The organism is Roseburia sp. AF22-2LB (assembly GCF_003461125.1).
In the GTDB taxonomy this organism is placed as follows: domain Bacteria; phylum Bacillota; class Clostridia; order Lachnospirales; family Lachnospiraceae; genus Roseburia_C; species Roseburia_C amylophila.
Map to the genome: position 1 here is coordinate 128,898 of NZ_QTWM01000006.1, position 16,259 is coordinate 145,156.

The 16,259-nt window shown below is 41.5% G+C and carries 16 protein-coding genes; all 16 read right to left on the reverse strand.

Translation table 11 applies throughout. From position 1 onward, the window contains the following. Nucleotides 1–25 precede the first annotated feature (25 nt). On the reverse strand, nucleotides 26–748 hold the full coding sequence (locus tag DWX96_RS10085) for a flagellar hook capping FlgD N-terminal domain-containing protein (RefSeq protein ID WP_118057400.1): 723 nt from the start codon (nucleotides 746–748) through the stop codon (nucleotides 26–28). Between the two features lie 13 nt (nucleotides 749–761). After that, entirely contained in the window at nucleotides 762–2,237 is a 1,476-nt protein-coding gene (locus DWX96_RS10090) for a flagellar hook-length control protein FliK (protein ID WP_118057401.1), read from the reverse strand. 35 nt (nucleotides 2,238–2,272) lie between these two features. Next, nucleotides 2,273–3,097, reverse strand: a complete 825-nt coding sequence (locus DWX96_RS10095; protein ID WP_118057402.1) for a MotE family protein — start codon at nucleotides 3,095–3,097, stop codon at nucleotides 2,273–2,275. A 15-nt stretch (nucleotides 3,098–3,112) separates the two neighbouring features. Then, nucleotides 3,113–3,559 (reverse strand): flagellar export protein FliJ, encoded by a 447-nt coding sequence (gene fliJ, locus DWX96_RS10100; protein WP_117698273.1) that lies wholly within the window; start codon nucleotides 3,557–3,559, stop codon nucleotides 3,113–3,115. A gap of 9 nt (nucleotides 3,560–3,568) precedes the next feature. Further along, the gene (gene fliI / locus DWX96_RS10105) at nucleotides 3,569–4,876 is read right to left on the reverse strand and encodes a flagellar protein export ATPase FliI (RefSeq protein WP_118057403.1); all 1,308 of its coding nucleotides are present in this window, start codon (nucleotides 4,874–4,876) and stop codon (nucleotides 3,569–3,571) included. Nucleotides 4,877–4,886: 10 nt separating this feature from the next. Then, the gene (locus tag DWX96_RS10110; RefSeq protein ID WP_158561847.1) at nucleotides 4,887–5,678 is read right to left on the reverse strand and encodes a FliH/SctL family protein; all 792 of its coding nucleotides are present in this window, start codon (nucleotides 5,676–5,678) and stop codon (nucleotides 4,887–4,889) included. Beyond that, entirely contained in the window at nucleotides 5,671–6,678 is a 1,008-nt protein-coding gene (fliG, locus tag DWX96_RS10115) for a flagellar motor switch protein FliG (protein ID WP_022243314.1), read from the reverse strand. The genes DWX96_RS10110 and fliG overlap by 8 nt, the downstream gene beginning before the upstream one ends. Further along, on the reverse strand, nucleotides 6,679–8,286 hold the full coding sequence (locus DWX96_RS10120; RefSeq protein WP_022243315.1) for a flagellar M-ring protein FliF C-terminal domain-containing protein: 1,608 nt from the start codon (nucleotides 8,284–8,286) through the stop codon (nucleotides 6,679–6,681). Nucleotides 8,287–8,307: 21 nt separating this feature from the next. Then, complete coding sequence (gene fliE / locus DWX96_RS10125) at nucleotides 8,308–8,619, reverse strand: flagellar hook-basal body complex protein FliE (protein ID WP_022243316.1); 312 nt, start codon at nucleotides 8,617–8,619, stop codon at nucleotides 8,308–8,310. A gap of 27 nt (nucleotides 8,620–8,646) precedes the next feature. Continuing rightward, nucleotides 8,647–9,090, reverse strand: coding sequence for a flagellar basal body rod protein FlgC (gene flgC, locus DWX96_RS10130; protein WP_117698275.1), 444 nt, complete (start codon nucleotides 9,088–9,090; stop codon nucleotides 8,647–8,649). Nucleotides 9,091–9,112: 22 nt separating this feature from the next. Next, nucleotides 9,113–9,502: a flagellar basal body rod protein FlgB gene (flgB, locus tag DWX96_RS10135; RefSeq protein ID WP_117698276.1), complete on the reverse strand. Its 390-nt coding sequence runs from the start codon at nucleotides 9,500–9,502 to the stop codon at nucleotides 9,113–9,115. Nucleotides 9,503–9,728: 226 nt separating this feature from the next. Further along, nucleotides 9,729–10,502, reverse strand: a complete 774-nt coding sequence (codY, locus tag DWX96_RS10140; protein WP_022243319.1) for a GTP-sensing pleiotropic transcriptional regulator CodY — start codon at nucleotides 10,500–10,502, stop codon at nucleotides 9,729–9,731. A 91-nt stretch (nucleotides 10,503–10,593) separates the two neighbouring features. Further along, on the reverse strand, nucleotides 10,594–12,684 hold the full coding sequence (topA, locus tag DWX96_RS10145; RefSeq protein WP_118057405.1) for a type I DNA topoisomerase: 2,091 nt from the start codon (nucleotides 12,682–12,684) through the stop codon (nucleotides 10,594–10,596). Between the two features lie 34 nt (nucleotides 12,685–12,718). Beyond that, nucleotides 12,719–13,813 carry a DNA-processing protein DprA gene (gene dprA, locus DWX96_RS10150; RefSeq protein ID WP_118057406.1) on the reverse strand — a complete coding sequence of 365 codons (1,095 nt, stop codon included), beginning with the start codon at nucleotides 13,811–13,813 and terminating at the stop codon, nucleotides 12,719–12,721. Nucleotides 13,814–13,818: 5 nt separating this feature from the next. After that, nucleotides 13,819–15,357, reverse strand: a complete 1,539-nt coding sequence (locus DWX96_RS10155; protein WP_118057407.1) for a YifB family Mg chelatase-like AAA ATPase — start codon at nucleotides 15,355–15,357, stop codon at nucleotides 13,819–13,821. A gap of 219 nt (nucleotides 15,358–15,576) precedes the next feature. Beyond that, on the reverse strand, nucleotides 15,577–16,212 hold the full coding sequence (gene sigK, locus DWX96_RS10160; RefSeq protein ID WP_118057408.1) for an RNA polymerase sporulation sigma factor SigK: 636 nt from the start codon (nucleotides 16,210–16,212) through the stop codon (nucleotides 15,577–15,579). Between the last annotated feature and the right edge of the window lie 47 nt (nucleotides 16,213–16,259).

Consider the following 16,259-nt stretch of genomic DNA (forward strand, 5'->3'; position numbering starts at 1 on the left):
CATCTCCCTAATAACCTTCCGTGGTTTACTCTGCTTTCCCTGTTTCTTCTGTATCTTTTTTGTCTTCTGTACCACCGTTACCTTCTGTCTTATCACCGTTTTCTCCTGCGGCAGCCTGTAACTGTTTCATTTTCTCTTCCAGTTTTACAAGTTTATCGATATCACTCTGTTTAATGAATGACTTCTGATAACTGGTCATGCTGTCATATGCTTTCCGAAGGTTGGTCAGTGTACCTGCATTATCCAGTGTAAGTTCATCTGCTGAAGGTAATGATGCAATTGCAAGTGAAAATGATTTTGCAAGGCTGATTGCATCCATGTAACTGTCGTCCATAACAGAATATAAATCGTCAATGGAGTAAAGGTTGTTATTTACCATAAGATAAGTCTTATTGTTCTCATGGATTACACTGTCTACTGTTCCGGTAACATCAGATGTCTCGCCTGTTGCAGAAGATGTAACGCGGAGTACTACCTGTTTTCCCACCAGTGAATTTGCTTCCATCTCCTGTAAGGATGCCTGCATATTCTGGGTTTCCTCTAACTGTGAGAATGTTGCCAGCTGCGAAATATACTCTGTATTATCTGTTGGTTCCAATGGATCCTGATATTTCATCTGTGCTACTAACAGTTGTAAAAATGCATCTTTATCCAGACTACCCCCGGATTTTTTGGAAGTAGAGGATGAGGAATTTGATTCTGCACTGGTATCCACAACCTCACCGTTTTTTATAAGCTGTGTTATCATTTTGTGCTCCTTTCTACGCTGTTACATCCATGGTATTTCCATGGTCTTTCATAATCTGGGCTGCCAATGCTTCTTCTTCATTCATAAGCCCGGATAACTCGTCCAATTCTCCACGGAACAATCTTCTTCCGGCTGTTCTTCCAGATTCTTCTCTCTGACTGCCCTGCTGTTCTTCTCCAGCTGCATTCTGCTCTAAGTTCCGTTCAAATTCATGACTTGCTATTGTAACTTCGACTGCATCTACTTTGATTCCCTGCTGGTTTAAACTGGTTCGAAGGTCTGCAATCTGTGCTTCCAAAGCGGTCTTTACTGTTTCGCTGCTTACTGCCAGTTCTGCAGTTATGTTTCCTTCTTTGGTTGCTGCAATGTGTAAATATACTTTTCCGAGATTTTCCGGATTCAGCTGCATCTCAATGGATGAATTTTCCGAAGAGAGATTCACTTTTGCGAATTCTGTAATCTGGTTCATAATATCCTGCACATCAATGGTTGTACGGGATGCCACCTTATTTACCTCTTCCGGTGCTACAGTCTGCTGTTCTGCTCTTACCTGAAATTCCATATTCTGCGCATGTTCATTTACACTGCTCTCTTTCGTTTTCTGTGACTGGGCTGCTGGCTCGCCCATTTCACCGGACGCATTCTCTGATACATTGTTTTCAGTCTGTGCATCCTCTGACGCATTCACCTGAATTACCGGCGCTGCATCTTCTGTCTCTTCTTCCGGCTGTACATTCTGTGTTTCTTCTGTAGTATGGGTCATCTGAACTGTAGCTGCCATTACTGTTGTATCCTGTGAAGTAATTGTCGCATCAGTCTGTGGAGCAATTTCCTGCACGCCGCCATCTGCCATATCCACTGTTTCGTTAAAATCCGCTGTCAGTTCTGCCAACTGATTCTGTAATGCTACCCACTCATCCTTAGAAATTCCAAGTGTCTCACTTAAGCTCTGAACCAACGCATCTGTATTCTGCATAATATTTGTGAATTCTTCACTCATAAGCAGTGAACAGGCATCCTCAGTTCCTGTCAGTTGTGTCACAAGCTGTGAAAGGCTTGCCGGGTTCAGTAAATCCATCCACTGCAATCCCAGTATAGACATAGCATCTTCTACCTGCTCATCCGAAACGCCAAGTTCATCTTTCAGAATTTCTTTTACACCAGTTTCAAATGCATCCTTTGTGTCTTCCAGTTGATTCTGCAGCTCTTCCACTTTCTGTGTAGGAGAATTCTCCTTTACATTCAGTTTCTTTGCGCTGTCTGCTACAGCTGCCGGCTGTGTGGTTGTTGCTGCAGGTTCTTTTCCTACCGGATTTCCACTGGTAAGCTGCTGGTTTCCATAACCGGATGTTTTCTGTTCCATCACAGAAGCAAAGCTTGCCTGTGCAGTTGCACATAACCCTTTTTCCACAGTGCCCGTCACTTTGGAAAGTCCTGTGTCTAAAGTTCCAGGGGTTGATACCATTCCCGAAATCTTTGCACTCGTCATGTATTCTTCCTCCTTTCTTCTTTATTCAATTTTATTTATTCTGAAGGATTCATGATTTCTGTCACCTTTGCGGCTGTATCAGAATTCATTTTCCCTAGAATATCAGCTCTTGACTGCGCATCCATATTTTCCAATATCTGTGCCACCAGATTCAGATTATCTGTCATGGTGTCAAATATGGCTGCTGCTTCCTTCGGTTTCATCTGGGAATAGCCCTTAACATAATCAGATATCTTACTGTCTGTCTGCTGCTGTTCCACTACCTGTTTATACAAAAGTTCCGCATTATCCGGATCAATGCTCTCATAATATTCCTTATATTGTTCTATATCGGGTGCCTGGTCCGAAAAAACAACCTCATTATAAAATTTTTCTTTTTCTTCTTCAAAAGCAGCCTCATTTGCTTCATATTCTTTCAGCTTCTGGGACTGTGCTTCCAAATCCGCGATATAAGCACTGTTTTCACTGCTCCCCTGCTGTGCCTGTGCCAGTTCCTGCTCCAGTTCTTTTATGTAAGCTACCGCTTCATCCATGTTCTTATATGGATAATCCTCTTCCGTAGAAAGATCGTCCTCAGAGTCCGGTAAAATCCGGTTGACATACGGAATATCTTTTAATAGTGGACGCATTACCGTAGAGCCAAATCCTCCAACATCCCATTTAATCAGCAGTGCCAGTATTGCCAGCCATACAATAATGATGACCAATGTTACCAGAGCAACTGCCAGTTTTGAAGAACTGCCTTCCTCTTCTTCTGTATTTTCCAAATCAGTTTCCATGTTCTTTGCAGCCTTTTTTTCTGCCTTCTTTCTTGCCTTCTCCGCTTTCTTTGCTGCTTTCTTATCCATTTCTTCTGCCATCGTTACACCACCTGTCTATTTTTTCGGTCTGCCATAGCTATAGCTTACCAGTTCGTCTACTACCTTGTTATCTTCCTGCGCCAGTTGCTGTTTGAAATCTTCAAAATCCTTTTCCCGTAGTTTTTCCTGCGTCTTTCGCTCTTTCATAACTTCTTCCAGTTTCTGCCTGGCGGCTTCCACATTTTTCTCTGCTACCTGCACCTGCATCATCTGTCTTCGAATCAACACCTTCATGCTTTCAATTGCCTGTCTGCATTTTTTTATTTCCAGCAAATCTATTTTGCCTTCAACCAACTCTTTTGCCCGGTTATCATATGCATTCTTCCGCTCAAAGAGTTTTAAAAGCTTTGCCTCTTCTTCCCGGAGTGCTGCATTTGCCTGGCTGTATGCAATCTTTGCCTGACTTTCCAGTTTTAATTTAATATCTAAAATATTCTGCATCCGGTAAATAAATTTTGCCATATCTCATTCCTACTTGAATACATCTTCCAACAATGTCAATTCTTCTTCAAATGTAAATTTTTCATCAGTCCTCTGACACAGAAACTCATTGACCGCTTTTATCTTAGAAACCGCATAATCAATTTCTTCATTGGAGCCGCTCTTATAAGCGCCAATATTAATCAAATCTTCTGCTTCCTGATAGGTTGCCAGTACATTTTTCAGCTTTCCTGCCACCGCCTTATGCTCCGCCGAAACAATGGAACTCATTACACGGGAAATACTCTGCAAAATATCGATTGCCGGATAATGATTCTTATGTCCTAATTTTCTGGATAACATAATATGTCCATCTAGAATACTTCTTGCTGTATCGGTAATCGGCTCATTAAAATCGTCACCGTCTACCAGCACCGTATAAAGTCCGGTAATAGAACCTCTTTCTGCTGTTCCTGCCCGCTCTAATAATTTCGGCATTTCCGAATACACGCTTGGCGGATATCCACGGGTAACCGGTGGTTCCCCGGTAGCAAGTCCGATTTCTCTTTGTGCCATGGAGAATCGGGTCAGTGAATCCATCATCAGCAGTACATCTTTTCCCTGATCCCTGAAATATTCCGCTACAGCTGTTGCAGTTTTGGCTGCTTTATTACGAATCAATGCCGGTTTATCTGAAGTTGCCACAATTACCACCGAACGGCGCATACCTTCTTCGCCAAGGTCCCGTTCAATAAATTCTCTCACCTCTCTGCCCCGCTCTCCAATCAGGGCAATTACATTGATATCCGCTTTGGTATTTCTTGCAAACATACCAAGCAGGGTACTCTTACCAACTCCGGAACCCGCAAAAATTCCAATACGCTGTCCCTTTCCAATGGTAATTAATCCATCCACCGCTTTAACTCCCAATGGTAATACCTCACTGATGATTTCACGCTTCATCGGATCTGGTGGTGGGGCTTCAATCGGATATTCCTTATCGGTATGAATCTCATCCACATCTGTCGGTCGTCCAATTCCATCCAGAATATGGCCTAAAACCTCATCTCCCACCAAAACAGACAAAGGATGTCCCGTATTTGCTACGATACATCCAACACCCAGACCTTCAATACTGTCAAAAGGCATCAATAACAGCCGGTTATCCTTAAAACCGACTACCTCTGCCATGACATATTCTTTTTGCTCTCTATCCCGATATATTTTACACAAGTCATTCAGTTTTGCTTCCGGTCCGATAGATTCAATGGTAAGACCTACTACCTTAGACACTCTTCCCAGGCAGGTATAATATGTCTTATCCGAAAGTAACTGATATTTTTCCAAATCACATGTCACTCTTTTTTCCTCACATACACAATGACTGTATATCACGAATCAGATTATCCATCTGTACATCCATTCCACACTCAAACACTCCTGTATCTGTCTCTATGATACATTCTCCTTCAGTCATGGAATGAATGGTAACTAAATCCAAAGTTGCATTCTGTCCCACGCATTCTAACAGCTCCTGTTTATGTTCTTCCAGATATGCTGCCTGTTTCGGACCTGCTTTGATTGTAAATTCCTTCGGTCCGTCAATGGATTCCATTGCCCGTTTTACAAGATAAAGTACAATCTCATCCTTATCATGGAACTGCACATGGAAAACATGGGAAACCACATCTGTAATTGTATGTACAAGCTTCGGTTCCAGTTCCCGCATCTGTTCCAGATAAGAATCCTGCAGCTGCTGTTCCCTTTTTCCAATGCTCTCTAACTTTGCATCATAAACCGCAGCACCTTCCTGCATTCCCTGTTCCAAACCTTCTGCCTGTCCCTGTTCCTGTGCCTGCTTACGAATTTCGTCTGCTTCCTCCCGGGCTGCTTTTCGGATTTCGTCTGCTTCGGCATTTGCCTGTGCTAAAATTTCTTCTGCTTTTTCCTTTGCCTCTGCTTCATAATCAATTGTTTCCACCTGTGGTGCAGCAATTCCTTCTACAAATCCACCTGACTCTGCCTGTGGCTGTTCCGGTTCTCTTGTCTTTGCAAGAGCCCGGGACTGTTCTTCTAAAATACGATACGCCAGCGTATTGGAATTAATCACGCGGCTCTCAGATTCATTCGTGATAAAACGCTGTTTATATAAATTAGACAATAATCTCATCACCTCCGCCACGGGAAATTACAATTTCTGCGGAGTCTTCCAGTTTACGAATAATACCAACAATCTTCTGCTGTGCTTCTTCTACATCCTTCATTCTTACCGGACCCATGAATTCCATATCTTCACGTATCATGGCAGCAAGACGTTTGGACAGGTTCTTAAAGATAACATTCTGAACCTCTTCATTGGCACCCTTCAGTGCAACAGCAAGGTCATTGTTGTCCACATCACGTAGCACACGCTGGATTGCACGGTCGTCCAGTAACAGGATGTCTTCGAACACAAACATCTTCTTGCGGATTTCGTCTGCAAGTTCCGGCTCTTCGATTTCTAAGGATTCCATAATATGTTTCTCTGTTCCACGGTCTACCGTATTCAAAATACCAACAATAGCATCTACACCACCCACAATTGTGTAATCCTGATTGATCAGGGAAGAAAGTTTTCTCTCTAACACACGCTCTACCTCTTTGATTACATCTGGTGAAGTCCTGTCCATCTTGGCAATACGTTTTGCAACATCTGCCTGTTTCTCCGGTGTCAGAGCTCCTAAAATCATTGCAGACTGTGCCGGTGACAGATATGACAAAATCATGGCTATGGTCTGTGGATGCTCGTCCTGAATAAAGTTCAACACCTGACTTGGATCTGTCTTTCGTACAAATTCGAACGGACGAACCTGAAGGGATGCTGTCAGTTTTGTAATAACCTCCTGTGCCTTGTCGCTGCCTAATGCCTTATCCAGGAGTTCTTTGGCATAGCCAATACCACCTTCTGCAATATACTGCTGTGCAAGGCATACCTGATAGAATTCGTTTAATACGCTTTCTTTGGTCTGTGGTGACACGCTTCTGGTATTTGCAATCTCCAGTGTCAGTTCTTCTATTTCATCTTCTTTTAAATGTTTGAAAATACTGGCCGACTTCTCCGGTCCTAATGCTATCAGCAATATCGCCGCTTTCTGAATGCCATTATATTCTTCTGTTCCCATTTATTCCCACTCCTCATTCAGCCAGTTACGAAGTAACGACGCAACAGCCTCCGGATTTTCATCTACGAATTTTTCAATCAGGACACGAATCTCTGACTTCTCATTGTAACCAATATCTTCCAAATCTTCCTGTTCTGCCTGCTTGGTAGTCTCAAGCAACGATTCTACAGAAAGCTCCGGTTCAATCTCAGTTTCTTTTTCTTTTCTGGTACTGCGGAATACCACATATCCTAACAGTGCAAAAATCAGAACCGCGAGAATAATCTGCAGGTAATCCTGAAAGCCCCTGCCGCTGCCCTTAGAATATTCAAACATCGGAATATCATAGCTGACAATCGAAATATTAGATGCCGGGATACCGGTTGCATTGGATACCATAGTATAAAGATCCTGATCTACCGTTCCCTTTACCCGGTTGTTATTCTGTGTTACAAATTCATCAAAGGTCATATTATCCAGAGTACCATCTGCTTTTAAGGTATCCTCATTATAAGTCACATAACGGGCTACCGTTACAGATATGGATGACTGGTCATATTCTATATCTCCTACAGAGCCAATGGTCTGGGTGTTCTTTTCATCCAGTGCACGGTCAATGGAATCATCTGTAACAGAGCTTTCTGATGTGCTTCCATCCGGAAGTACATAAGTTGTTCCATCTCCATTAGAGTCTGTTCCCGGTGTTCCCGACGTACCACCTGTTGAGTCTGACTGATAACGGTCCTCATGGGTAATCAGTCCTTCATCCCTGTCTCCCTGCGCAGAATAATTTGTCTCATTAGTCGTAACCTGATCAAAATTCAGCTTTAAATTTAATCCTACATCAATCGTATCATAAAGGTCTGTTCCCTTAATCACATCTGTAACAGCCTTCTTCACCTGTGTTTCTTTCTTTGTCTGATAACTGAGCTGTGTGCTGGCAGTTCCGATTGCTGTACTCTCTTCTCCACCCGCAAATAAAAGGTTGGAATTAGAGTCAATAATCGTAATATTATCCGTGGAAGAATTGCCAATCTCAGTTGCTATATATCTTGCTAAAGATGCCGCCTGGTCTTCGGACATCTCTCCGTTCAGTTCCAGCTTAACGCTGGCATAGGACTCCTGATTTCTTGTAACTAAGGTTCCATCATCTTCCGGAATATTTAAGTTAACATCTGCCGACTTAATCAAATCCATATTTTCCAGTTCTTTTGCAAATTTATCTTCCAAAAAAACCTGATACCGTTTACTCTTATCAGCTTCCGTTGTGCTGATACTGCCGCTTAATGCATCATCAATGGTAAATCCGTTGGTCGGAATACTGTTTGAACCAAGCAAAATATTTGCATCTGCCTGATTCTTTGCATTTACCGAAAAAGTCATTCCATCAGAAGAAACCTCATAATCTATGCTGTTTCCATCCAAAAGGTCTTTTACAGACGATGCCTGCGTTGCATCCTCACAGGTTATCAGCTGAACCATCGTAGGTTTCGTCATCACGACAGCCAGTATCACCAATGCAAGAATTACTACAGCCGTAATACTGATAAGAAGCGTCTTCTGCTTTGTTGTAAACTTCAGCCACCACTCTTTTATTTTTTCTAATATTGCTTTCAATCTGTCTGGCATAATCTACTCATCCTACCTATACTAAATCTGCATGTTCATAATTTCTTTGTAAGCATCTATTACTTTATCCCTTACTGCAACTGTATACGATAATGCAATGTTTGCCTTTTCCTGTGCCACAAGCAATTCATGGGTATTGGTTGATTCTCCCAATGCAAATTTAATTTCCTCTTCCTCTGCATTGTTCTGATAATTATTTGTTTCCTTCACCATGTTCATTGCCGTTGCAAGAATATTATCAAAGCTTTCCGCACTGTTTGACTGCTGTGTTGCAGCTGCATTCTGTGTATTAAAAACATCTGACGAAACTCCTGTTAATACATTAACATTCATCGTTTATCTCACCTTTCCAAATATCTTTTATAATTTACCAATCTGTAATCCTGCCTGTGCAATCTGTTTGCTTGCATCAAAAGCTGTTACGTTCGCCTCATATGCTCTGCTGGCATCAATAAGATTCGTCATTTCTGTTACTATATTCACATTCGGATATGACACATAACCATTTTCATCCGCATCTGGATTGGATGGGTCATATTCCATAGTAAAATCAGTAGAATAATCTTCTGTCACTGAAGAAACCTTTACTCCGTTTCCCACATAGCCTTCCCGGGAATCAGAAAGCACTTTGCTGAACGGAGTTACACCTTTTTCCGAAAAAGTTACAATTTTTCTGCGGTATGGTGTTCCATTCTCTGTACTGGTTGTATTTACATTTGCTACGTTCTCAGAAATGGTATCCATACGAAAACGCTGCGCCGTCATACCGGACGCACTGATATCAAACGACTGAAATAATGCCATTCTTTATTCCTCCCACACAATTTTATTTAATAACGGTTTTATACCGTGATATTTCCTGACTGATACTGTTGGTCAATCCCAGATAACGGATTGTTTCTGAGGCAAGCTCTACATTCTCCTGCTCCGGGTCAACATTGTTGCCGTCCAGACGGTAAGAATAAGAGGCATTGTCGATATATGTCTTTGCATTCAGATGGTCCATATGGATATTTGCCACCTTGTCATCCAGTGAAACATATTTGCTTTTGCCCAGTTCGGATTCCAATGTACTTTCAAAATCCAAATCCCGGCGTTTATATCCAGGTGTATCAGCATTTGCAATATTATTTGATATTAACTGTTCTCTTTCCCAGCTCGCACTTGCGGCCTTATTCAGCACATTCATATAGTCAAACGCATTTGAACTTATCATACTGCACCTCCATAGTTATCCATATTGTTATCGCATCATATTTTATTATAAATAATCTTGTAAAAAACACAAGTATTTTTTTCTTATTTTTACATTATCTAGTGTTTTTTTCCAATTGGCCACACAATATAAAAGGGATTTACAGCTTTTTCCCACTATAAATCCCTTTATCCGATGCACCATCCGTGTGCTCTTCTTTATATTCTGTTTGTTTATATTTCTATGGTTAATCTGCCTTTCGTATTCTGGCAAGTTCATCAAACACCACATCATTTACAACTTTGATATAAGTTCCCTTCATTCCGGAAGAACGGGATTCGATGACTCCTGCACTTTCGAACTTACGCAATGCATTTACAATAACGGAACGTGTAATTCCTACACGATCTGCAATCTTGCTGGCTACAAGAATACCTTCTGTTCCGTTTAACTCATCAAAAATATGAGTAATTGCCTCTAACTCTGAAAAAGAAAGTGTGCTGATTGCTGAACGCACAATCTGTACTTTTCTGGTCTCTTCCGCATTTTCCTCATTCACAGAACGCATCATTTCCAGTCCGACAACTGTTGTTCCATATTCACTGAGAATAATATCATCAATGTCATACTGGTTATCATAACGATATACAAACAATGTTCCTAACCGCTCACCAGCAATATCAATCGGTGTAATAATTGCAGAATATTTCTTAATATCTGATTCAAATCCTAATGTTTCCAGATTGACGTTTTCCTTTGTGGAAAGAATTCCAAGCAGTCTTTCATTCAGCATAGAATCAATAAACCCGCCTACTTCATCAACAATCAGTTCATGAATCTCATCAATTCCACGGCACTGGCTGCTTCCGAGTACCTTTCCTTTTTTACTGATAACAAGGATATTGGAATCCAATATCTCTGTCAAAACCTCACAGATATCATTGAACACAACCTTTGACGAATTATTATTGTGCAAAAGCTTATTTATTTTTCTTGTTTTATCCAACAGCTGAACGCTCATACTTATATCCTCCACGCTATATTCAGAATAACTAGACTGTTTAATATTTTATCATGTTTATTCTGATAATTCAAGGATTTGAATTGTACTTTTAATTCTTTTCATCCTTTTTTGGTTTTTCCTCTGAAAAGCCACACTGCTCATTGGCACAGGCAAGCTTATTGCCCTTTTCTACCATATAACTTCCGCACTTCGGACATTTCTCAGATGACGGCTTTGCCCATGACATGAAATCACATTCCGGATTATTCTCACATCCGTAATATCTTCTGCCTTTCTTGGTTTTACGTAGTACAATATCTTTGCCGCATTTCGGGCAGGCAACACCAATCTTCTCAAAATACGGTTTGGTATTACGGCACTCCGGGAATCCCGGACAGGCTAAAAATTTACCATGTGGACCGTATTTAATTACCATATTTCTGCCGCACTCTTCACAAATTACATCGGTCACTTCATCCGCTATCTGCACTTTTTCCAGATCTTTTTCTGCCTGCTTTACTGCCTCATCCAAATCCGGATAGAAATTGCTTACTACAGTCTTCCAGTTTACGGTTCCTTCTTCCACGCTATCCAGCAGCGACTCCATATTAGCGGTAAAATGTTCGTCCACGATACTGGAAAATGCTTCTGTCATAATGGAATTTACTGCTTCACCAAGCTCGGTAACATAAAGGTTTTTATTTTCCTTAATCACATATCTTCTGGCAAGAATGGTGGTTATGGTCGGAGAATAGGTACTTGGTCTTCCAATTCCACGTTCCTCCAATGCCTTTACCAAAGATGCCTCGGTATAATGAGCAGGCGGCTGTGTAAAATGCTGTTTTTCATCCCATGCATCAAAACTTAATTCTGTATCCTTATCAATGGACTTAAGCATTACATTCTGTGTGCCCTTTTCTTCATCTTCATTGGTGTATACAGACATAAATCCTTCAAATACAAGCTTGGATGCTGCTACGGTAAAACAGTATTTTCCAGCACCGATTTTTACGGATGTTGTCTCATATTTTGCATCACTCATACGGCTTGCGGTAAAACGGTTCCATATTAACTGGTACAGGCGGAACTGGTCTCTGGATAATGATTCCTTTACCATTACCGGTGTTCTTGTAATATCAGACGGACGAATCGCTTCATGGGCATCCTGGATCTTGTTACTGCTCTTCTTTTCCTGTACATGGGAAGAAACATAATTCTCGCCATACTGTGCTGCGATAAAACTGCGTGCCATAGCATCTGCTTCTTCTGAAATACGGACAGAATCTGTTCTCAGGTAAGTAATCAGACCGACCGTTCCGATTCCCTTTACATCCACACCTTCGTATAACTGCTGTGCCAAACGCATGGTTTTCTGTGTGGAGAAATTCAATACCTTGGATGCTTCCTGCTGTAAGGTACTGGTGATAAACGGCTGTGGAGCCTTTTTATTACGTTCACCTTTTTTCACATCTGTTACGGCGAATTTTTCTTTTTCAAGCTCTGCCATAATAGCATCTGCCTGTTCTCTTGAGGTGATATTCATTTTTTCTTTTTCTGTTCCGTAAAACTTCGCAGTTAGTGGTTTCTTCTCACCTTTTACTTTCAGGCTTGCATCTAAGGTCCAGTATTCTTCCGGTATAAATGCATTGATTTCACTTTCACGATCGCAGATCAAACGCAATGCCACAGACTGTACACGTCCTGCACTTAAGCCTCTTTTTACCTTTGCCCATAATAACGGGCTGATCCGGTAACCCACCATACGGTCTAACATGCGGCGCGCCTGCTGGGCATTCACTAAATCCATATCGATGTCTCTCGGTTTTTTTAAAGAAGTTTTTACTGCATTCTTGGTAATCTCATTGAAACTAATCCGGTAAACCTTTTTATCAGAATTTGCCAGATTCAGTGCCTGATATAAATGCCAGGAAATTGCTTCTCCCTCACGGTCAGGGTCTGTTGCAAGATAAATGACATCTGCTTTTTTTACTTCTTTTCTTAATTTTGCAAGTACATCACCTTTTCCCCTGATGGTAATATACTTTGGTTCAAATCCATGCTCTGCATCAAATCCTAAGGTACTCTTCGGTAAATCACGCACATGTCCATTGGATGCATCCACTTCATAATTTTTCCCAAGAAATTTTTTAATTGTTTTAACTTTTGCCGGTGACTCAACAATAACAAGATATTTAGCCATAACCCTGCTCCTTTATTTTGTTCTCTTTATGCGGTTATTCATATATTTTTATATAATAATTCTTATATACTTCCCTGATAAAACCTGCATTTTCCAGTATCAGCAGTATCTCACACATCCGGTCTACCGGAAGCTTTGTTTCTTCCAAAATCTGCTGGGCACTTTTCGGTTGCAAATCGAGAACACTATACACCACCCCTTCATCTTTTTCAAGTACCTTTTTTGAAAAAGCATTGGGAACTACTATATTGGCAAGGTCAATTTCAAGATCCTTAAGCCATTCCTCCGGAGACACAATGATGCCCGCCCCCTGCCGTATCAGGCGGTTACAGCCTCCACTTAACACATCTCCAACACGCCCCGGAAGTGCATAAATATCTTTTCCCTGCTCTAAGGCAAAGTCTGCCGTAATCAATGAACCGCTCCGCTCCTTTGCTTCTATTACAACTACCACATCTGAAAGCCCGCTGATTAACCGGTTCCGTTGCGGGAACAACTTTCCCAAAGGTTTTGTCTGTGGCATATATTCAGATAGAATTCCGCCTTTTTGTGTCATAGTCTGATAAAGACTCTGATTCTGTCTGGGATAACAGTAATCTGCCCCGCATCCCATAACAGCATAAGTTTCTCCCTCTGCCGCCATGGCACCACTGTGGGCTGCTCCATCAATTCCTGCAGCCAGTCCACTGATTATAATGCAGCCTGCTTTTACTGCCAGTTCCGCCAGATGTTTTGCATAGTAACGACCGTATTCACTGCATCTTCTTGCTCCCACAATAGCAATACTTTTCTTATCTTCCGGTGGCAGACTGCCCCTATAAAAAATTCCATAAGGTGGCTTATTGATATATAAAAGACGTTTCGGATAGTTTTCATCCTCTCTTGTTACAAGATACAGTCCGCTTCTTTTTAAATTCTCCCATGCTTCTTCTAAGTTCCATGCTTTTTTATAGGTAAGAACAGACTTCACATCTGCTTCGGTAATGCCCGGAATCTGCATTAATTCCTTTTCTGACATGTCATATAAGACTCCTGCACTTCCGGCAAAACGAAACAGTTTTTCCACTTTTCCGGTTCCAATGTTTTCTGCCATCTGTGCCATACACGCCAGCCAGTATTTATATTTCATTCCATTTATCCCTCCCAGAATTTCTTATCTACATTCCGATAACAGACCGCCTCACTTAAATGTCTGGTTAGGATTTCATCTGAACCGTCCATATCTGCAATGGTTCTCGCCACCCGCAAAATCCTATGATAAGATCTGGCTGTCAATTCCAGCTTCTGATAAATGCTTTCCATATACTGTTTTTGTTTTGTCGATAATCTGCAATATTTTGTCAGTAATGCCGCCGGAATTCTACTGTTATAGCGAATGTTAGTTCCGGTAAACCTTTGCTGCTGCCGCTCCATAGCTGCAACCACCCTTTTTCTAATTTCTGCCGAAGTCTCCTGATGCGGATTTTCTTTAATTAAATCCTGATATTCCACACGCTTTGTCTCTACACAGATATCAATTCTGTCCAATAAAGGCTGACTGATTTTCTTTAAATACTGTTCCACCATTCCTTTCGTGCAATGACAGCGGTTCAAATCCGGATAATATCCACACCGGCAGGGATTCATGGCAGCCACCAGCATAAAATCCGACGGAAATTCATAATTTCCGGCAAGCCTTGCAAGCTTTACACAGTGTTCTTCCATAGGCTGTCTTAAAATTTCCAAGGTTTCCCGCCGGAACTCCGCCAGCTCATCTAAAAAGAGTACACCATGGTGGGCGAGACTGATTTCTCCCGGTCCCGGAACCATTCCACCACCTGCCAGTCCCTGTGGTGTTATGGTATGATGTGGATTACGGAAAGGACGTTCTGCCATCCATGCTTCACTTTCCGTCAGAAGTCCCCTTACACTGTATATTTTTGTTACCTCCAGGGCCTCATCTTCCGTCATCTCCGGTAAAATACCCGGAATTCTCCTTGCAATCATTGTCTTTCCTGCGCCTGGTGGTCCAATCATCAGGAGATTATGTCTGCCGCTTACCGCAATCTCACAGGCTCTTTTCACAAACTGTTGTCCATTAATTTCTGAAAAATCCGGTACTTCTTTTCTCTTAACCTTTTTCTCATGCCCGATTTCTTCTTTCTCAGGCTCCCAGAATTTTATTTCATCATTAAAGCCTTTTATCACTTCTTCCAGTGTGTTTACACCAAACAGACGGATTCCTTTTACCAATGCAGCTTCTTTGGCATTTTCCACCGGCACCATACAGGCGTCCATCCGCTCCTGTGCAGCCTTTGTCACGATGGGCAATACTCCATGAATCGGTTTTATTCTTCCATCCAGTCCTACTTCTCCTACAATCAGAAGCTGTTCCAGCCTGTCTTTCGGAATAATCCCCATTGCAGCAAGCACTGCCACTGCTACCGGCAAATCAAAGGACGAACCGCATTTTCTTACATATGCCGGCGAGAGATTAATCGTAATCCGTTTTGGTGGGAGACGGTATCCACAATTTTTAAGGGCTGTCCGCACCCGCTCTCTTGCCTCCCGCACTTCTGCCGATAAAAATCCTACCATTTCAAACACTGGCATACCATCCGTCACATCTGCTTCCACGCGGATAGGAATGCTCTCAATGCCACGCACGATTGCCGTTGATACAATACTGTACATTAAATTTCACCTTTCTGTTTTGCAATTATTCTGTTTTTTGTAATTATTTCATTTTCTCTGTTCATTTTGTTTGTCCGGGATTTTTCTGCAGAAGAACTCTGCAATTTACATGAGTAGCCCCAAGATGGGTTATTCATCATTTATTTCGATAAAAAAGATGGACTCATCATATCATGAAATCCATCCTTTTCAAATACCAATTTAACACATTATAAAAATTTAATAATTGTAACCTTTTTCAAAATAAGCCTTCAGCTTCTCCAATGCCCTTTTTTCAATTCGTGAAACATAGGATCTCGAGATATTTAAATTTTTTGCAATCTCCTTTTGTGTCACCGGACAGTCCGTTTTCAAACCATAGCGCAGGTTTATGATAATCTGTTCCCGCCTGTTTAGTACCTGGGGCAGTATTTCATATAATGTCTTCACATTTCTGTCATACTCCATCTGCTCCACCACATCCGGTTCGTTATGCTCTACAATATCCAGTAAATGTATCTGGTTTCCCTCTTTATCTGTTCCGATTGGCTCATAAAGAGACACTTCCCTGGCAATTTTACGCTTACTGCGCAGATACATCAGAAGTTCATTTTCAATGCATCTCGCTGCATAAGTTGCCAGCTTATTTCCTTTTTCTACCCGGAAGGTATCGATTGCTTTAATCAATCCAATGGTTCCAATCGATATCAGATCTTCCATATCCTCTTCCACATTCTGATATTTTTTTACCACATGCGCTACCAGACGCATATTATGTTCTATCAGAATATGTTTTGCTTCAAGGCTGCCTTCCCCAAGCTGTTTTAAATATTGCTTCTCTTCCTGTATAGTCAATGGAGATAAAAATGTTTTCAATACAGCACCCTTAAAAAGCGATTTATTATATTCTATGCGTCTGCCAG